The 17,704-nt window shown below is 70.4% G+C and carries 17 protein-coding genes; 13 read left to right on the top strand and 4 right to left on the bottom strand.

Annotation, left to right across the window (positions count from 1 at the left end; all coding sequences use genetic code 11):
• The coding region (locus ACWCSD_RS27755; protein WP_449919095.1) for an ATP-dependent DNA ligase at positions 1–354 on the bottom strand (354 nt) is incomplete at its 3' end.
• A gap of 81 nt (positions 355–435) precedes the next feature.
• Between ACWCSD_RS27755 and ku the strand changes: the two genes are divergently transcribed.
• The 3 genes from ku (at position 436) to ACWCSD_RS27740 (ending at position 3,935) form a co-directional block, all read left to right on the top strand.
• A complete protein-coding gene (gene ku, locus ACWCSD_RS27750) occupies positions 436–1,353 on the top strand; it encodes a non-homologous end joining protein Ku (protein WP_449919092.1) in 918 nt (305 codons plus the stop codon).
• Positions 1,354–2,872: 1,519 nt separating this feature from the next.
• Positions 2,873–3,244 carry a hypothetical protein gene (locus ACWCSD_RS27745; RefSeq protein ID WP_397161146.1) on the top strand — a complete coding sequence of 124 codons (372 nt, stop codon included), beginning with the start codon at positions 2,873–2,875 and terminating at the stop codon, positions 3,242–3,244.
• Positions 3,245–3,611: 367 nt separating this feature from the next.
• On the top strand, positions 3,612–3,935 hold the full coding sequence (locus tag ACWCSD_RS27740) for a hypothetical protein (RefSeq protein WP_387677364.1): 324 nt from the start codon (positions 3,612–3,614) through the stop codon (positions 3,933–3,935).
• Positions 3,936–4,267: 332 nt separating this feature from the next.
• Here the strand turns inward: ACWCSD_RS27740 and ACWCSD_RS27735 are convergent, their stop codons facing one another.
• Both ACWCSD_RS27735 and ACWCSD_RS27730 read right to left on the bottom strand, forming a co-directional pair.
• On the bottom strand, positions 4,268–4,678 hold the full coding sequence (locus ACWCSD_RS27735) for a hypothetical protein (protein WP_397161143.1): 411 nt from the start codon (positions 4,676–4,678) through the stop codon (positions 4,268–4,270).
• Between the two features lie 457 nt (positions 4,679–5,135).
• On the bottom strand, positions 5,136–5,528 hold the full coding sequence (locus tag ACWCSD_RS27730) for a hypothetical protein (protein ID WP_358294357.1): 393 nt from the start codon (positions 5,526–5,528) through the stop codon (positions 5,136–5,138).
• A gap of 837 nt (positions 5,529–6,365) precedes the next feature.
• Between ACWCSD_RS27730 and ACWCSD_RS27725 the strand changes: the two genes are divergently transcribed.
• The 9 genes from ACWCSD_RS27725 (at position 6,366) to ACWCSD_RS27685 (ending at position 16,270) form a co-directional block, all read left to right on the top strand.
• Positions 6,366–7,271, top strand: a complete 906-nt coding sequence (locus ACWCSD_RS27725) for an alpha/beta fold hydrolase (RefSeq protein ID WP_358294356.1) — start codon at positions 6,366–6,368, stop codon at positions 7,269–7,271.
• 43 nt (positions 7,272–7,314) lie between these two features.
• On the top strand, positions 7,315–8,496 hold the full coding sequence (gene moeZ, locus ACWCSD_RS27720) for an adenylyltransferase/sulfurtransferase MoeZ (protein ID WP_449919087.1): 1,182 nt from the start codon (positions 7,315–7,317) through the stop codon (positions 8,494–8,496).
• A gap of 46 nt (positions 8,497–8,542) precedes the next feature.
• Positions 8,543–9,265 carry a hypothetical protein gene (locus ACWCSD_RS27715; protein ID WP_358294354.1) on the top strand — a complete coding sequence of 241 codons (723 nt, stop codon included), beginning with the start codon at positions 8,543–8,545 and terminating at the stop codon, positions 9,263–9,265.
• The gene (locus ACWCSD_RS27710; RefSeq protein WP_449919085.1) at positions 9,259–10,494 is read left to right on the top strand and encodes a S8 family serine peptidase; all 1,236 of its coding nucleotides are present in this window, start codon (positions 9,259–9,261) and stop codon (positions 10,492–10,494) included. The genes ACWCSD_RS27715 and ACWCSD_RS27710 overlap by 7 nt, the downstream gene beginning before the upstream one ends.
• 158 nt (positions 10,495–10,652) lie before the next feature.
• Positions 10,653–11,453, top strand: coding sequence for a hypothetical protein (locus ACWCSD_RS27705; protein WP_449919083.1), 801 nt, complete (start codon positions 10,653–10,655; stop codon positions 11,451–11,453).
• Positions 11,447–12,598: a S8 family serine peptidase gene (locus ACWCSD_RS27700; protein WP_449919081.1), complete on the top strand. Its 1,152-nt coding sequence runs from the start codon at positions 11,447–11,449 to the stop codon at positions 12,596–12,598. The genes ACWCSD_RS27705 and ACWCSD_RS27700 overlap by 7 nt, the downstream gene beginning before the upstream one ends.
• Positions 12,599–12,654: 56 nt before the next feature.
• Positions 12,655–13,014 carry a hypothetical protein gene (locus ACWCSD_RS27695; RefSeq protein WP_397161129.1) on the top strand — a complete coding sequence of 120 codons (360 nt, stop codon included), beginning with the start codon at positions 12,655–12,657 and terminating at the stop codon, positions 13,012–13,014.
• Positions 13,002–13,316 carry an MGMT family protein gene (locus tag ACWCSD_RS27690; protein WP_449919078.1) on the top strand — a complete coding sequence of 105 codons (315 nt, stop codon included), beginning with the start codon at positions 13,002–13,004 and terminating at the stop codon, positions 13,314–13,316. The genes ACWCSD_RS27695 and ACWCSD_RS27690 overlap by 13 nt, the downstream gene beginning before the upstream one ends.
• A gap of 101 nt (positions 13,317–13,417) precedes the next feature.
• Positions 13,418–16,270 (top strand): CDP-glycerol glycerophosphotransferase family protein, encoded by a 2,853-nt coding sequence (locus ACWCSD_RS27685; RefSeq protein WP_397161126.1) that lies wholly within the window; start codon positions 13,418–13,420, stop codon positions 16,268–16,270.
• A 10-nt stretch (positions 16,271–16,280) separates the two neighbouring features.
• Here the strand turns inward: ACWCSD_RS27685 and ACWCSD_RS27680 are convergent, their stop codons facing one another.
• Complete coding sequence (locus ACWCSD_RS27680) at positions 16,281–16,880, bottom strand: NUDIX hydrolase (RefSeq protein WP_358294344.1); 600 nt, start codon at positions 16,878–16,880, stop codon at positions 16,281–16,283.
• A 266-nt stretch (positions 16,881–17,146) separates the two neighbouring features.
• Here ACWCSD_RS27680 and ACWCSD_RS27675 point away from each other — a divergent pair.
• A partial coding sequence (locus ACWCSD_RS27675) for a UvrD-helicase domain-containing protein (protein ID WP_449919097.1) occupies positions 17,147–17,704 on the top strand: 558 nt, incomplete at its 3' end.

The following is a 17,704-nucleotide window of genomic DNA, read 5'->3' as shown; positions in this document are numbered from 1 at the left end:
GTAGGCCAGGTCGAACAGCGGCCGTCCGTCCAGGCAGAGCAGGTCGAAGGGCATGTACGTGACGGGGTAGAGCTCCAGCACGGCCGGTTCCGGGTCGGTCAGGTGCATGCGGTGCTGGAGCCGGACGAAACTGGGCCTGCCGCGCCGGTCCAGTGCCACGACCTCGCCGTCGAGCACGGCGTTCTTGACCCCGAACCCCGAGATTTCGGGGTATCGCCGGGTGTACTCCACGCCGTGCCGTCCCGTCACCCTCAGGACGCCGTCGAGGTGCACGAGCGCGCGGATGCCGTCCCACTTGACCTCCAGGCCGTACCGGTCGCGATCGGAGGGTAGTTCCCCAGGTACGGCCAGCATTGGTTCAATCGGGTATGGCATTGGTTGCCCCATGACGGGTATGTGCCCATATGGTGAGCCCGCTACTGCTGAGGAGTGCCCATGCGCAGCATCTGGAAAGGTGCGATCTCCTTCGGGCTGGTCACCATCCCCGTGAAGCTCTACTCGGCGACCGAGCAGAAAGACGTCAGCTTCCACCAGGTCCACCGGGACGACGGCGGCAGGATCCGCTACAAGCGCGTGTGCACGGTCGACGGCGAGGAGGTCCCGTACGCGGACATCGCCAAGGGGTACGAACTGGCCACGGGCGAGATGGTGGTGCTCACCGACGAGGACTTCGAGGACCTGCCGCTGAGCACGTCGCGCAGGATCGACGTCCTGCAGTTCACCCCGGCTGCGCAGATCGACCCCATCTACTTCGCCAAGTCGTACTACCTGGAGCCCGACGCGCAGGGCGCGAAGCCGTACGTGCTGTTGCGTGACGCCCTGGAGAGCTCGGGACAGGTGGCCGTGGTCAAGGTGGCGCTGCGGCAGCGGGAGTCGCTGGCCACCCTGCGCGTACGGGACGGGGTGTTCGTCCTGGAGACCATGTTGTGGCCGGACGAGATCCGCGCCCCCGACTTCGAGTTCCTGGAGGAGGACATCGAGGTCCGGGCGCAGGAGCTCAAGATGGCCGAGTCGCTGATCACCACCATGGAGTCGGACTTCGACCCGAGCGAGTACCACGACACGTACCGCGAGGCGTTGCAGCAGGTGATCGAGGCGAAGGTGGCGGGCAAGGAGGTCGTCGCGGCGCCGGAGGAGGAAGAGGCCGGGCCGGCGGTGGACCTCATGGCCGCCCTGCGCGCCAGCGTCGAGGCCGCGAAACGGGAGCGGACCGGGGAACCGGCCAAACCGAAGAAGGCGGCGGGCGGCGGCAAGTCCGCCAAGGCGTCTAAGGGGGCGGAGGAGGCCGAAGAGGAGGCCAAGGAGGAGGAGGAGAAGGCCCCGCCGAAGCGCAAGGCCCGCAAGTCCGCCTGAGCCCTTCCGCCACGGCGGTCCGTACGACGACGTCTCCAGGACGTTCGAACCGGAACACCGAAGACCTGGTGCCCGCCGACCCGCGTGCCTGTCTCTCCGCTGGTCCGGCGACAGTACGCCCTGTAGCGCGGTCGCAAACCGCCGGCGAGGGCCGGACCGCCTTTGCGGCGCCAGGAGTCGGAGACCGGGTCGCCCACGGCGGTCAGGCTGGTGATCAGCAGGCCGCTCCAAGACGGCGTGCCCGGAGAAGTGCCGGCTGGTGAGGCTGTCCAGCGGGGCGCCGACGATCATCCCCGCGCTCAAGCCCCGGGCGACGCCTTTCTGCCTGCGAGCGCTGTGCGGACGCAAAGGACAAGGCCATCGCCCTGGCGACAGACCGGCCGGCGTAGACGGGCGGCTGAGACGAGCTTCTGAGGCGATATGGATCGCCATGGCGAAGTAGCGCACCACCCACGGCTCCTGTGACGAACCGCATGGCCGGAAGGGCTGGGGGCGGCACTGAGGTGTCTACGGGGGCGGCGAAGGCAACCGTTGCGGTGGTGGAGAGGGTGACGAGCCACCGATCCCGGCCCGGATGATCCCGTTGCGAGGCTTGGCCGCTTCCCGATCCAGGAGACCGACCAGGCCGCGTACAACACCTGGCGGACCAACCAGGCGCACTGGCGTGCGGCGATCACCGCGCGGGAGCTGGCGAGGCGGTTGGCCGGGTGAGACGACCAACGTCAGGTCCGCGCACGACAACCGGCCGGAGCAGGGGTTGGGCGAGTGGCAGTCGCGCGTCCGACGGGCGGGGCGGGGGGTTGGGCGAGTGATGGCCGCGCGTCCGACCGGGCGGAGCAGCAGGCTGGGCGAGTGGTGGTCGCGCGTCCGATCAGGCGGGGCGGGGGTTGGGCGAGTGATGGCCGTGTGGCCGCGTCCGGGCGGGCGGGGGGCCGGGCAGGTCGTGTTCATGGCGGTGGATGCCCTTTCCTCGGGGCGACGTGCCTGCGTGGCTGGACGTAGGCGCCTGCATGCGTGGGCCGCCGGACGGGCTCAGCGTCGCGGGGCAGGGGGCGCGCTGCCTGTTCGGCCCGAGGGCGGCACAGAAGATGTGGCCCTCGCGGTGTGCCGGAGCGGCCGTCCGCGTTCCGGCTCACATAACGGCCATTAGCCATAAAGCGGACATTATCTTCAAATCGCAATAAGCCGTACCAATTGCCCCGGGTAAATCGGTCGATCACCGACACTTGATGCCGGTCGAGGGGTGATGCTCGGGTTTCCGGGCCCGCCCATCCGTGTCGGACGCCCCGCCCGGCGATCATGATAGATTCGGACATATCATGGCATATCAGTCAATAAATGTTTAATGCAAGCAATAAGGCTGTTAATGCATAGCAAAAAGGCGGCGGTTCTGTGTTGCCATGCCCGCGTCCAGGAAATGACATTTCACGGATGGCTCATCACAGGTCGTCCAAGGGCAGTTCCCTGGCAACCGGGGAGCGTTGAGAACGGGGCAACCAATCCTTTAGGGGGAAACGCAATGCCCAAGCTCAAGAGTATTCTCGCAGGCCTCGCCGTCAGCACGGCCATGGGCGGCGGTGTCGTAGCGCTCGGTGCGGCGACCACCGCGACCAGCGCCGACGCCGCCACCAGCGCCGGTGTCGTCACGTCCACCAGCTTCCAGGCCGGCTGCTTCCGCAGGTCCCGGTGCGGTGGCTGGGGATGGGGCAACAACTGGGGCGGCTGGGGCGGCGGCTGGGGCTGGCGCCGTCACGGCAACCGTGTGGGCAAGGTGAAGGTCACCATCCACAACCGCAACTTCAACCGCAACCGGGTGACGGACAACGAAACCACGCGCCCGACGGTTCGCGACCACGACCGTGACCACGACCACGACCGCGACTGGCGCTGACGGCGGACGGAACCGTCATCCTCATGAAGGCGGCGCCGCGCTGAATTCGACCACCGGGTACCGGGCTCGGACAATGGCCTGAATTATGGCACGGCGCGCCGGAGGGTTCATTCTCTCCGCGCCTTCGGAAATTCTGGTGAGGGCTTCACCGGCATCGGCCGGGGAGCCCTCACTTGCGTTTGCGTGCGAAGTCGCCATGCAAATCTGTGCCTACCGGCAAAAGTGGACAATTGCGGTTTGCTGGCTATTCATGGGGATATATCAAGGTCATGGATGGCAGGCATGGCAAGCCATACCGTCCACGTCGTTTCCTGGGAATCCGGAAGCGTCGAGAAACGGGGCATCCAAACCTTTAGGAGGAAACGCAATGCCCAAGCTCAAGAGTATTGTCGCAGGGCTCGCCATGAGCACGGCCCTGAGCGGCGGAGTGATCGCCCTCGGCGCGGCGACCACGACCACCAGCGCCGAAGCCGCCACCAACGTCACCACCGGGGCGACCACCACCACTCTGTCCGGCTGCTTCCGCCGCTCGTGGTGCGGCGGCGGCTGGGGCTGGCGCAACAACTGGCGTCGCCACCGGCTCCCCAGGATCAAGATCATCATCGTCAACCGGAACCGGAACCGCGACGCGATCGCGCATGCCGTCCGCCAGCAGGTTCGCACTGACGACGCCGAGCGCGACTGGAGCTGACCACGGGTTCTGAACCCGGGGCGCGAGCCGTGATCGCGCGACCGAGTGCCCGCATCCCACCGGACTTCCGTTCTCGTCGAGAACGAACTCCTGGCAGGGAATGCGGGCACTCACTCGTTTCACCTTCTTGTCCGTACGGTCATGGATGGCACCGAGGGGCGGGCCGGCTCGGGAAGGACGCGGGACACGTCGAGTGCCCGCATCCGGGAGGCGATCCTCGCTCTCCGTCGAGAGAGCGGGTCGGCCGGATGCGGGCACTCCTCTACGTCGGCGTGGTCTCACTTCTCAGGTGGGCTCTCGCTGGGCGGGCCGTCCCCGGGTGAGGCCGCCGCCTAGTCGTCGTGGTGCTCGCGCTCATCGTGCCGCTGCACGTTGGTGTTGTTGTGGTTGCTGTTGTGGTTGGAGTTGTGGATGACGACGCGGACCCGGGGGGCGTTGTTACGCCGCCAGCCCCAGCCGCCGCCGCGACCCCAGCCCCAGCCGGCCCCGCGGCCCCAGCCCCAGCCGCCGCCGCAGCGACGGTGGCAGCCGCCGCCCCAGCGGTTGCCCCAGCTGCGGCCCCAGCCGCCCCAGCCGCACCGGACCTCCCGGAAGCAGCCGGCGAGGGTGGCCGCGGTGGCCGAGCCGGTGACGCTGGCAGCGCTCGCGCCGGTGACGGTGGTCGCCGCGCCCGCGCTGACCACACCGCCGGTCAGCGCGGTGCCCATGGCGAGCCCTGCGATAACACTTTTGAGCTTGGGCATTGTGTTTCCCCCTAAAAGGATTGATTGCCCCGTACTCGCCGCTCCGCGTAATCCGAGCCTTCCGGATTTCTGTGGAGCGGCGTGGATGCCCGCTAGCGAACATCCATGTCAGGGATATATCCGACCGAATGCCCCACAAACGGACATTGTCCTCTCTTGTCCGACACTATGGAGCATCATGGTGCATAATCGGACATTTCGGACTACTGGGGCCGCAGGGTCCGGCATCAGGGGAGACGGGCCCCCATTCAAGGGAGAACACAAGTGAGGGCCCCACCGGCAGAATGCCAGTGGAGCCCTCACCGGGAATTGCCGCGGTGACAGAGGAGAATGGATTCTCAGGCAGGACAGCAAGGTCCGGGTGCGGTCACTTCCTGAGAGCCCAGTACTCGCCGGTCGGATTCACTTCGCCGTGAAGAGCGACCATCCATGGATTACGGGCACCATTCCCGCGCGATCAGTCGTCGCGGTCGCCGCGCGCGCGACGGTCCTCGCGCAGCTCGTTGTTGGTCCTCGTCTCGGTGTTGTCGTTCGTGTTCTCGTTGAAGATCTTGACGCAGACGCCGCCGCCGCGGTGGTGCCGGCGCCAGCCGCCACCCCAGCCGCCGCCCCAGCCCCAGCCGCCGCCGCCCCAGCCGCCGCCCCAGCCGTGGCGGTTCCTGTTGCAGCGGTGGTGGCGACGGTGCCACCAGCCGTGACCGTCCCCATCGCCCCAGCTGAGGGTCGTCGGGCTGGTGACGTTGTTGGCGGTGCTGGCGTTGGCGGTGGTCGTCGCGCCCAGGCTGACCACGCCGCCGGTCAGCGCGGTGCTGACGGCCAGACCTGCGATAACACTTTTGAGCTTGGGCATTGCGTTTTCCCCCTAAAGGATTGGTTGCCCCGTTCTCGACGTTCCCGAGAGGCCGGGAACCAGGTCTTGAACGACTAGCTGATGAGCCATCCGTGAAATGTCATTTCCGAGACAGAGCTACAGCAAACAGGAGTGGCCCTATTTTGCTATGCATTAGCAATCTTATTGCTTGCATTACAGCTCTATCGAATGAAATGCCATGATATGTCCGATTATGCGCATATGACGGAGTGCCCATCACATCGGGTTCCGACAGCGTCGGCCGCGCTTTTCTCGTGTAATGACGGCACGGCCATAAACGCCGGAAGGCGGCGGCCGTGCGTGTATTTACGGCGCGCAGAAAATGCTCGCCGGCACACCTGTGCGCCAGGCATGAGAAATGCTGGACGATGCTGTCGTCGGGATCGTTCGGGAAATGCCGTTACGCTTCCCCGATGGATTTCCGGTGACCACGACTTCCCGATCGCTAACCAAGAGTGTCCGGTAGGTCGCGCACTGTATCCGTTCCTGATGCTTACCCGTCTCGAACCTGGTAAACGGGGACAGACAGCTTTTGCCGCACACTTAAGCCGCCAAGAGATCCATTAGACATCTATGAGCGGAAATTTCGGGCCTGTCCCATGTCCGCTCGCCGGCGAGCGAGCGAGCGATCCAGCCCCTGCCCCGCCGCGACGCCTCCGACGCGGGCCGGCGGGTGTGACCCCCTGCGCGTCGCGATCCCCTGTGCGTCCCGTATGTCCAGTGCTGCTCTGATAGGTCAGCGAAAGCGGCGTCTGTACGGAATGCAGACCCCGCCTGAGCGCGCTGGTTATCGTGGAAGAGCGACAAGGAGGACGTATGACAGCGGTGGAGCCGGTCCCTCACTGGCCGGGACGCATGATCGGCCCGGTGCACGTGCGATCCACCCCCGACGGCGGCCCGGCCGAGCAGGCCGTGTTCGTCCACGGGCTGGCGGGCTCGGCCACCAACTGGACCGACCTCATGGACGAGCTCAAGGACACCGTCACCGGCCACGCCCTCGACCTGCCCGGCGCGGGCTTCTCCCCGGCGCCGCGGGACGGCGACTACACGGTGGCCGGCCACGCCGCGGCGGTGATCGGCCTGATGGAGCACACGGGCCCGGCCCACCTGTTCGGCAACTCGCTGGGCGGCGCGGTCGCGGTGCGGGTCGCCGCGGCCAGGCCCGACCTGGTCCGCTCGCTCACGCTCGTCTCGCCCGCCCTGCCCGACCTGCTGCCCAGGTACGGCCCGGTCCGCGTGGCCGCCGCCGCCGTGCCCAGGGTGGGCGAGTGGTTCGCCGGCAAGCTGCGCCTGCTCCCCGCCGAGCAGCGCATCAACGCCTCCTTCGCCATGGTCTGGGCGGACGTGAACGCCGTCCACCCGGTGCGCCTGGCCGACGCCGTGGAGGAGATGCGCCGGCGCGACGACGTCCCGTACGCGGGGGAGGCCATGATCGGCTCGGCGCGGGGCATCGTGGCCGAGTACTTCCGGCGGGGCGAGGACAACCTGTGGCGCCAGGCGGCCAAGGTGAAGGCCCCGACGCTCATCGTCCACGGCCGGCACGACCGCCTGGTGCGCCCGGCCATGGCGGCGAAGGCGGCCCGTACGTTCCGGCAGGTCAGGCTCGTGCTGCTGCCGACGGCGGGGCATGTGGCGATGATGGAGATGCCCCGCGTGGTGGCGGCGGAGGCACGCCGTCTGATCGGTGAGACGAGATTGGGGAATGCCCCACTCGCCGAGTAGGTTTCAGCTAGAGATGTGACCCCCTGAAACGGGAGCGTAGAACGTGTCGTTGCCACCGCTGGTCGAGCCGGCCACAGAGCTGACCGTAGACGAAGTGCGCCGCTACTCGCGCCACCTGATCATCCCCGATGTCGGGATGGCCGGGCAGAAGCGGCTGAAGAACGCCAAGGTGCTGTGCGTGGGCGCCGGCGGCCTGGGCTCGCCCGCCCTGATGTACCTGGCCGCGGCGGGCGTCGGCACCCTCGGCATCATCGACTTCGACGTCGTCGATGAGTCCAACCTGCAGCGCCAGATCATCCACGGCCAGTCCGACGTGGGCAGGCTGAAGGCCGAGAGCGCCGCGGCGTCTGTCCGCGAGATCAACCCGCTGGTCGAGGTCGTCGTCCACAACGCGGCCCTGACCACCGAGAACGTCATGGAGATCTTCTCCGGCTACGACCTCATCGTCGACGGCACGGACAACTTCGCCACCCGCTACATGGTGAACGACGCCGCCGTGCTGCTCGGCAAGCCGTACGTCTGGGGCTCGATCTACCGCTTCGACGGCCAGGCCAGCGTGTTCTGGGCCGAGCACGGGCCCTGCTACCGCTGCCTCTACCCCGAGCCCCCGCCTCCCGGCATGGTGCCGTCGTGCGCCGAGGGCGGCGTGCTCGGCGTGCTGTGCGCGTCGATCGGCTCGATCCAGGTCAACGAGGCCATCAAGCTGCTGACGGGCATCGGCGACCCGCTCGTCGGCCGGCTGATGATCTACGACGCCCTGGAGATGAAGTACCGGGACGTCAAGGTCCGCAAGGACCCCGAGTGCGTGCTGTGCGGCAAGAACCCGACGGTCACCGAGCTGCTGGAGGACTACGAGGCGTTCTGCGGCGCGATCTCCGACGAGGCCGCGCAGGCCGCCAGCGGCTCCACGATCACCGCGCAGGAGCTCAAGTCCATGATGGACAAGGGCGACAACATCTATGTGGTCGACGTCCGCGAGATCAACGAGTACGAGATCGTCTCCATCCCGGGCGCCACGCTGATCCCCAAGGGCGAGTTCCTCAACGGCTCGGCCCTGGAGAAGCTGCCCCAGGACAAGCGCATCGTGCTCCACTGCAAGTCGGGCGCGCGCTCGGCCGAGGCCCTGGCGATCGTCAAGAACGCGGGCTTCGCCGACGCGGTGCACGTCGGCGGTGGGGTGCTGAGCTGGGTCAAGACGGTCGACCCCAGCCTGCCCAGCTACTGAGGCGTTTTCCGGGGAACCTCCCGCCGAGGCGCTTAAGGTCGGTGTCGTGAACCACGCCCGCCCCTGGCCCACCCTGGTGGTGTCCTCCGCGCTGACCCTGGTCTGCGCGGTGGCCGCCGGGGTGGCCGGGAGCGCGGCGGGCACCGAGCTGACCCGCGGCCCGAGCGCGTCCGAGCTGCGTGCCGCCGCCACGCGCGAGGTCGCAGAACGCTGGCGCGCCTGGCCCGCCGGGCGCGTCTTCCCCGCCGCTCTGCCGTACGCGGCCGAGCAGGGCGGGCAGGAGCGGGCCGAGCGCATCGGCATCTCGCCGCACACCGGCTGCGGCGCCGAGTCCGTCGACGCGAAGGCGGTCAGGACGTTGCGCGAGGCGGGCTGCCGGGGCGTGCTGCGGGCCACCTACATCGACGCGCTGCGCGGGGTGCTCGTCACCGTGGGCGTGGTGGCGCTGCCCGACGAGTCACGCGCGGTCCGGGCCAGGAGCGCGTTCGCCGACAACGGCAAGCCCGTGCCGGGGCTGCGGCCGCTCAGCTTCACGGGCACGGTCGCCGAACGGTTCACCCCCTCGATGCGGCAGGCCGGGTCGGTGCGCCAGGCGGGGCCGTACGTCGTGCTGACCACGGCGGGCCAGGTGGACGGGCGGCCCGCGACCACGTCCGGCGAGTCACGTCCGGCGATCTTCGCCTTCGCCGCCGAGCTGTCCGAACGCGTGCTGCTCGACCTCAGCACGCCCCGCATGCCCGACTGCGCGGCCGAGGGATGGCGGTGCTGAGCCGGCGCGCCGCGAAGGCGCTGTCCGCCGCTACCGCGGTCCTTCTCGCGGTTCTTCCTGCCGCCCTGCCCGCCCGCGCCCACGCCGACGACGACGTGCGCGGCGGCCAGCGGGCCGTGATCGAGACGCTCGACCTGCCCGCGGCCTGGCGCGTCACCAAGGGCTCGGGGGTGACGGTGGCCGTGCTCGACTCCGGGGTCGATCCGGCCCATCGCGACCTGGCCGGCTCGGTGACCGTGGGCCGCGACCTCACCGCGGGCGCGAACCCGCCGGGCGTAGTGCCGCCGCGGCTGCACGGCACGTACATGGCCTCCCTGATCGCCGGGCACGGCCACGGGCCGGGCGGAAGGAAGGGCGTCATCGGCGTCGCGCCCGAGGCGGGCGTCCTGTCGGTACGGGTCATCCTGGAGGACGAGGAGCCGGGGTTCAGGGAGTTCAACTCGGCCGAGCGCTTCGAGGACGTCGTGGCCAGGGGCATCCGCTACGCGGTCGACCAGGGCGCGGACGTCGTCAACATGTCGATCTCCAAGGAGCTCGCCACCCGGGAGGAACGGGCGGCCATCCGGTACGCCATCTCCAGGGGCGTCGTGCTGGTGGCCGCGGCCGGCAACGACGGCGACAGGAAGACCGCCGGCGACTTCGCGCCCTACTCCTACCCGGCGTCCTTCCCCGGCGTGGTGTCGGTGGGGGCGACCGACCGGCGGCTGCGCCGGGCCACGTTCTCCAACTGGAACTCCTCGGTGCTGGTGGCCGCGCCGGGCGTGGACATCATGGGCGCGGGGCCCGGCGACGAGTACTGGGTCGGCCGGGGCACCTCGCAGGCGACCGCGCTCGTCTCGGGGGTCGCCGCCCTCATCAAGGCAAAATATCCGCAGATGTCGCCGCCGCTGGTCGTCCAGGCGCTCGCCGACAGCGCCGACGACCGGCCGCCCGGCGGCTACGACACCGGCACCGGCTTCGGCGTCGTCAACGCCCGCAGGGCCCTGGCCGAGGCCGCCCGCCTGGCCACGCACACCGAGACCGCGACCGGCCCGCAGGCCCAGGACCCCGCCCGGCCCCTGGCGGGCGGCCCCGTCGGGCCCATCCGGGTCACCGCGAGGGACCACCGGCGCGTGACGATCTACGCGGCCGTCGCCGCGGGCGCCGCGGGCGGCGCGCTCGCGTCGCTGGCGGTCATCTTCTTCCTGGTCAGACGCGTACGACGCGACCACGGCGCACACGACGCATGATCCGCCTGCTAACGGGGACGAAATAGACACCGACCAACCGCGGGAACGAGGCCAGGGTGGTGAAGGCACGTAGGTCGACCTCAGGGCTACCGCGCGCCGGCGAGGCCACATCGGGACGCAGCAACCCGCTCGGGGCGTCGACCGGCCGCCGGGCCCGCGTGCGCGCCTGGCCGGCGGCCAACTCCCGTACGCGCACCGCGGCCAGGGAACGCGCCGAGCTGGCGGCCCTCCAGCAGGGCGTGCGCTTTCGGCGCATCTTCGTCGTGCTGGTCGGCGCGGTCGTGGCCGTGTCGGCCCTCGTGGTGCTGCTGGGCACGATCGGGCTGCTCAACGAGACGCGCTCGCGCCCGCTGACCCCGTCCGAGCAGAACCAGTACAAGCAGGAGGAGATCGCCCGGCGCTGGCAGGCGTGGCCGGCCACGGGCGTCTTCCCCGAGGAGGTCAAGTACCTCGGCCTCGACCGCGCCCAGCAGTACGCCAGGCGGGTCGGCATCGCCCCCGAGACCGACTGCGGCAAGGGCGTGGACGCCTCCGTCGCCGGGGTCCTCGACAGCCACGGGTGCGTCACGCTGCTGCGCGCCACGTACGTCGACCAGACCTCCACCTTCGTCATCACCGTCGGCGTGGCCGTGCTGAAGGACGAGGAGTCCAGGGTGTCGGCGGGCGAGCAACTGGGCCAGGACGACCGGGTGGGCGTGCTGCCCGTGGCCTTCCCCGGCACCGTGACCGAACGTTTCGGCACCGAGCAGCGCCAGCGCACCGGCTGGGTGGGCGCCGGGCCGTACATCGTCTTCTCCACCGCCGGGTACGCCGACGGGCGCACCAGGGCCGCCATCCCCCCGGAGGAGATCCTGCACAGCGAGCTCTGGCCGGCGGCCAAGTCGGTCGGCAACCAGATCGCCTACTTCCTGGCGGATCCTCCCAAGGTCCCGCCGTGCACCCAGGGGAACGTGTGCTGACCGCCGTGCGGGCGCTGGCCGCCACGTTGCTCGTCCTCCTCGGGCCCACGGCCGCCCCGATCAGGGAGCAGCAGCAATGGGTGCTGGACGCGCTCAACGTCGAGCAGGCGTGGAACATGACCAAGGGCGAGGGCGTCACGGTCGCCGTCGTGGACAGCGCGGTGGACGCCGGGATCAAGGAGCTGAAGGGCCGCGTCACGACCGGGCCCGACATGAGCTCGGGCGCGGTGGCCCGCGAGGTGCAGCCGGGGCGGCACGGCACCGCCATGGCCGCGCTGATCGCCGGTTCCGGCGCCGGCGACGGGCTGATCGGCGTCGCGCCCGGCGCGCGCATCCTGTCGCTGCCCCTGGCCACCGACGACGAGCCGGCGTTCGACCTGCTGCCCCCCACGGACCTCCAGTCGCCCGAGAGCTCGCTGGCCCGCGCCCTGCGCTACGCCGCCAACCATGGCGCCCAGGTCGTCAGCATGTCGATCGGCTCCTACGGGCCGATCAGGTCCGAGCGTGAGGCGGTGTCGTACGCGCTGAGCAAGGGCGTGGTGCTGGTGGCCGCCGTCGGCAACGACGGCCAGACGCCCTACGCCAAGGAGAAGGGCACCTCGTTCTGGAGTTTCCCGGCCGGCTACTCGGGCGTGATCGGCGTCGGCGCGACCGACAAGCAGGGCAGGAAGGCCACGTTCAGCAGCGACAACCTGTCGGTCCTCGTCGGCGCGCCCGGCGTGCAGGTGCCCGTGGTCAAGCGGCCCAGCGGGTACGAGCTGTCCGACGGCACCAGCTCGGCCGCCGCGCTCGTGGCCGGCGTGGCCGCGCTGGTCAAGTCGCGCTTTCCCGGCCTGCCGCCCGAGCAGGTGGCCCAGGCGCTGGCCTCCAGCGCGCGGGGCCGTCCGGCCGCGGGCTACGACGACAACACCGGGTTCGGCGTGGTGGACGCCGGGGCCGCCCTCAACGCCGCCGAGCGCCTGACCGGTCAGCGGCGCAGCGCGACCGTGCCCGGAAAGGACCACTTCGGCCGGGGCGAGGACTCCCCGGTGCCGACCCGTCCGGGGGCCGATCCGTGGCGGTTGTGGCTGTACGGAGGGGGTGTGCTGGTTGCGCTGGTGACGTTCTGCGGGGCGATCATCGTGCTCAATCAGCGCAAGGAGTGATGAACCGCTCGTACTTCGCCCGCGTGGACGGTAAAGATCCGCTATGGTCGCGCGTCATGGGATACGAGCTGCGGGTGGTGCGCGAGTCGCCACTCGCCTTCGCGGAGCTCGCGAAGGCCATCGCGCCGGCCGGTTTCGAGCTGCGCGGATCTGAGGAGATCGTGGCCGGCCACGACGACGGCCGGCACGCGGTGGCGCGCTGGCAGGGCCAGGTCGTGGGCGAGCCCGGCTCCGACTGGCAGGTGGCCCAGCTCCTGCGGCTGTCGGCCGCGCTCGGCGCCCGCCTGGTGGGCGAGGACGGCGAGATCTACGCGCTGCGCGACGGCGTGATCGAGGTTCTATCCGGCGGGACGGTGATGGAGATCGGCAAGTTCGACGAGATCATCGACGCGGGCCCGGCCGCATGGACCCCCTGAACCCCTTCGCCGAGCGGGTGCTCGACCTGGTCGAACGCATCCCGCCCGGCAAGGTCATGGCCTACGGCGACATCGCCGAATACCTGGGCGAGGGCGGCCCCCGCCAGGTGGGCAAGGTGATGTCCACCTTGGGCGGCGGCGTCCCGTGGTGGCGGGTCGTGCACGCCGACGGCAGCGGCGCCGCCCCCGACCACCTGCGACGATGCCTGGCCCACTGGCACGAGGAGGGCACCCCGCTGCGCGGCGAACGGGTGGACATGAGGAAGGCGCGCTGGGACGGGCGTTCAGCCGATTTTCAGTAAGGGTCCTGACCTGCGGTTTCGCCGTTGAGGCGATTCTGTGACATGTGACTCCCATTACCATGGGCTGAACACTGACAGGCCCGAAAGGCGGTGCCTCCACGATGGCCACCGGCGTCACAGCCCAGCGCCACAGCGGCGACACGCTCGCCGACCGCCTCAAGGCTGTCCAGGATCTCTGCGATCGTGGCGAGCCTCTTGAGGCGGTCATGCGTGCCGTCGGGCCCGGCGGCCGCGACGCGGCGTTCGACACCGAGGTGCTCAGCGGGCCTCTGGGGTCGCGCATCGACCTCGCGGTCAAGCGCGGCCCGGCCCGGCGCCGCGAGCTGCTCACCCTGATCCGCCCCTACCTGGCCGGCGTGGCCGCGGAGGTCAAGCGCGACCTGCCCGTCGCCCGGCGGGTGATCTGCCACCTGATCGAGCACCGTCCCGACGACGAGCTGGTCGACGGCGAGACGCTGGTCAAGGTCGTCACCGCGGCGGCCGAGCCGTCCAAGCGCATCCGCAAGGGCCTGAGCTGGTACGCCGACCTGCCCTTCCGCGACGAGCTGCCGCCCGACCTCTACCGGCTGCGCCGCGCCGACATGGTGCCGGTGACCCACATCGACGACATCGTGTGGGTCGACGGCAGGCTGCGCGTCACCGGTTTCGCGTACCTGGCCGGGTTGTCGGTCCGCAGCCGCAGGTTCAACTGGGCGACCGTGGTGCTGCGCGGGCCGCGCTGGCTGCCGCCGATCCGCATGCGCACCAAGCGGGTGCTCGCCCCCGAGGCCACCCACGGCGCGCGCGAGCCCGGCTGCAACTACGACTGGTCCGGCTTCACCGCCGAGCTGAGCCCGTGGCCGCTGCGCTGGCGCGGGGCCGTGCGCGGCATGGTGCACGCCGTGCGGCGGCGGTTGCGCCACCGTCCGGGGGTGCCCGACGCGACGACCTGGCGGGCCGAGATCGTCTTCTGGAGCCGTGGCGCGCGGGCGACCGGCCTGCTGCGCGGCTCGGCCATCGGCAGGCCCGAGCGTCCGGCCGGCCTCAAGCTGAAGCCCGGCTGGTGGGTGCGCCCGGTCTGGACGTCCGACCGCGCGCTGCAGGTCGTGCTCCAGCCCAACAGGGCCGAGCTGACCGGCGTGTCCGTCCAGGACGAACGCCTCGAACTCAAGATCTTCCTGCCCGGCCGCAGCGTGACCAAGGGCCACGCCAGGCTGGGCGGCCACCGCATCGCCGCCGACTTCACGCCGTCCGGCGGCGGCACCGAGGTGCTGATCGGGCTCGCCGTGCCCGCGCTGCTCCAGGAGAAGGACGGCCGGCGGCTGTGGGTCGAGCCCAAGGGCGACCCGGCGGCCTCCGTCATGCTCGGCGACCTGGTCGAGACGCGCACTCCGGTGGGCGACCGGGAGATCACCGTGCTCGGCGACCGGCGCGACCGCGTCGTGGTCTCCGCCCACCGCATCCGCCCGGTGATCACCTCCGCCGTCTGGGAGGGCTCCACGCTGGTCCTGCGCGGCGACTACCCCGACGCGCCCGGCCCCCGGGTGCTGACGTTGCGCCACCGGTCGGGGCTGTCGTACTCGCTGCCCATGGAGCGGTCGGGCGACGACTTCTCCGTCCGGGTGACGCCCTCGTCCATGGACCGTTTCGGCGAGTCCGTGCCGCTGGCCTCGGGCACCTGGAACATGTCCTTCCGGCACCCGTCGGGCGAGATCGTGCCGTTCCGGATGGACCACGCCGCCCTGCCGGGGCTCGACGAGGAGCCGCGTACGGTCGACAGCCGGGCGTACCGGATGATCTCCACGCGGTTCGACGTGCCGGTGATCACGGTCGAGGAGGGGCGTCCCAACGACGAGCGGGGCGTGGCCGGCACCCACGTGCTGCGCCGCGTCTTCTACCCGGCCCAGCGCACCGAGCCGCTGCACGACGCGACCGTCTACGTCGTCAACGACGGCCGGCTCTACGCCGACAGCGTGCGCGCCATCTACGAGGAGCGGCTGCGCAGGGGCGACGACCGCGAGCACATCTGGATCGTCAAGGACGCCGCGTTCGTGCCGCCGGGCGGCGCGCGGGCGGTGCGGGCGGGCAGCCGCGAGCACCACGCCGCGCTGGCCCGCTCCAGCCACATCGTCACCAACTCCTTCCTGCCCGCCTGGTTCCGCGCCCGCGAGGACCAGGTCGTGGTGCAGACCTGGCACGGCACCCCGGCCAAGCGCATCGGCAACGACCAGCCGCACATGGCCCGCGACCCCCGTCCGCCGATCTGGTACCGGCAGGCGGCCGAGGTGCGCGGCTGGGACCTGCTGCTGTCGCAGTCGCCGTGGGCCACCACGGTGCTGCGCCGGGCCTTCGGCTACAAGGGCGAGATCCTGGAGAGCGGCCTGCCCAGGAACGACGTGCTCAACTCGCCCGAGCGCGAGGTCAGGGCCGCCGCCGTCCGCGAGCGGCTCGGGCTGGCGGAGGGCAAGCGGGTGGTGCTCTACGCGCCGACCTGGCGCGACTACGACCGCAAGAACGCCATGGTCAAGCTCGACCTGGCCAAGGCCCGCGAGGCCCTGGGCGCCGATCACGAGATCCTGGTACGCGCCCATCCGATGCAGGCCATGCCCGCCGTCCCCGACATCGCCCACGACGTCACGACTTATCCGGACATGGCGGATCTGCTGCTGGTCGCCGACGTCCTCGTGACCGACTACTCCTCGGTCATGTTCGACTTCGCCGCCACCGGCCGGCCCATCGTCTTCTACGGCTACGACCTGGCGAAGTACTCCGCCAAGCGGGGGCTCTACCTCGACCTGGCCGAGCAGGCGCCCGGCCCGGTGCTGCCGACGTCGGCCGAGGTGATCGACGCGCTGCGCTCCATCGACGAGGTGGCCGCCGCGCACGCCGACCGCTACGAGGCCTTCCGGGCCACGTACGCGCCCAAGGACGACGGCAAGGCGACGGCCCGCGTGGTCGACCACCTGTTCTCCTGAGGGCGCGGCCTCAGAGGTCGATCGGCAGGTCCGAGAGCATGAAGGGCTTGCCGGGCTCGTACCCGAGGGGACGCGGCGCGGCCGGAAGGCGCTCGACGAGCAGGTAGAGCAGCGCCGACAGGGTCGTGGCGCACACGATCTCGCCGGCCTCGACCAGCCGCCGGACGCTCGACAGGTGCACCCACTCGATGCGCTCGGCCTCCCAGGGGTCGCTGGGCGGGCCGATGTGGGTGGCCGTGTCGGCCCGGTAGATGTGATTGAGGCTGTCGGTGAAGCCGTTGGTGGGCTGGACCGACATCAGCGGACGCAGCGGCCCCGGACGCCACCCGGTCTCCTCCTCGACCTCGCGGGCGGCCGCGGCCATCGGCATCTCGCCCTCGTCGACCTGGCCGAGCGGGACCTCCCAGCCCCAGCTGTCGGTGATGAAGCGGTGGCGCCAGATCAGCAACACCCGGTCCTTGTCGTCGGTGACGACCGCGCCCGCGGCCGGCGCGGTGCGGACCAGCCGGTGGTCGAGGTGCCGCCCGTCGGGCAGCTCCACATCCGCGATCCGGATGTCCAGCCACTGGTCGGCGTAGAGCGACGTTTCGGAGTGGACCTGCCAGCGCATGTGACCAACCCCCTAGCAGAGGCGCGGGTATCAACCCAACGTTACAAGAGACAACGCTGCGTGTGTGGGGCAATCGTGCGGATCGTCGCATCGCCCCAGGCAGCACCACGCCCACGGCGAAACCGCGGCCTCGGCGTGTCGCACGATATTCGGATATTTGCCTCGATACGGTAGGCGGATCGCGGCGGGAGACCGGGTAAGTCGGCACGATCTGTCCGTGTGGTCTGGTGGAATCTAGTGCTGTGAGTGGTCAGACCTGGCGGTTGGTGCGGCGTGGCAGCGGAGGCCCTGTTGAGCCTCCTGCGCTGGATGAACATCAGCGTGCCGTGGTCGAGCACCGGAGCGGCCCGCTCCTCGTCCTCGCGGGGCCCGGCACGGGCAAGACGACGACGATCGTCGAGAGCGTGGTCGAGCGTATCGAACGGCGCGGGGCCGACCCCGAACGGGTGCTCATCCTCACCTTCAGCCGCAAGGCCGCCGAGGAGCTGCGCCAGCGCGTCACCGGGCGGCTGCGGCGCACCACCCGCTCACCTCTGGCGCTGACCTTCCACTCCTACGCCTACGCGCTCCTGCGCCGCGAGTCCGTGCTGGAGGGCAAGGCGCCGCCGCGCCTGCTGACCGGCCCCGAACAGCTTCTGGAGATCCGCCGGCTGCTCCACGGCGAGCTGGAGAACGGCGCGCTCGACTGGCCGCCGTCCCTGCGCGAGGCGCTCAAGACCCGCGGCTTCGCCGAGGAGGTGCGCGACTTCCTGTCCAGGGCCGCCGAGCGCGGCCTCGACGGCGAGCGGCTGGTCGCGCTCGGCCGGCTGCACGGCAGGAGCGAC

Source organism: Nonomuraea sp. NPDC001684 (assembly GCF_053596515.1).
The sequence above is the reverse complement of the archived record's forward strand: the minus strand, read 5'-3'. Positions and strand labels throughout refer to the sequence as shown.

Excerpts from the sequence above, each read along its gene's own strand:
- ku (WP_449919092.1), top strand. The coding sequence starts at position 436 with ATGCGCAGCATCTGGAAAGGTGCGATCTCCTTCGGGCTGGTCACCATC.
- ACWCSD_RS27745 (WP_397161146.1), top strand. The coding sequence starts at position 2,873 with ATGCCCAAGCTCAAGAGTATTCTCGCAGGCCTCGCCGTCAGCACGGCC.
- ACWCSD_RS27740 (WP_387677364.1), top strand. The coding sequence starts at position 3,612 with ATGCCCAAGCTCAAGAGTATTGTCGCAGGGCTCGCCATGAGCACGGCC.
- ACWCSD_RS27735 (WP_397161143.1), bottom strand. The coding sequence starts at position 4,678 with ATGCCCAAGCTCAAAAGTGTTATCGCAGGGCTCGCCATGGGCACCGCG.
- ACWCSD_RS27730 (WP_358294357.1), bottom strand. The coding sequence starts at position 5,528 with ATGCCCAAGCTCAAAAGTGTTATCGCAGGTCTGGCCGTCAGCACCGCG.
- ACWCSD_RS27725 (WP_358294356.1), top strand. The coding sequence starts at position 6,366 with ATGACAGCGGTGGAGCCGGTCCCTCACTGGCCGGGACGCATGATCGGC.
- ACWCSD_RS27695 (WP_397161129.1), top strand. The coding sequence starts at position 12,655 with ATGGGATACGAGCTGCGGGTGGTGCGCGAGTCGCCACTCGCCTTCGCG.
- ACWCSD_RS27690 (WP_449919078.1), top strand. The coding sequence starts at position 13,002 with ATGGACCCCCTGAACCCCTTCGCCGAGCGGGTGCTCGACCTGGTCGAA.
- ACWCSD_RS27685 (WP_397161126.1), top strand. The coding sequence starts at position 13,418 with ATGGCCACCGGCGTCACAGCCCAGCGCCACAGCGGCGACACGCTCGCC.
- ACWCSD_RS27680 (WP_358294344.1), bottom strand. The coding sequence starts at position 16,880 with ATGCGCTGGCAGGTCCACTCCGAAACGTCGCTCTACGCCGACCAGTGG.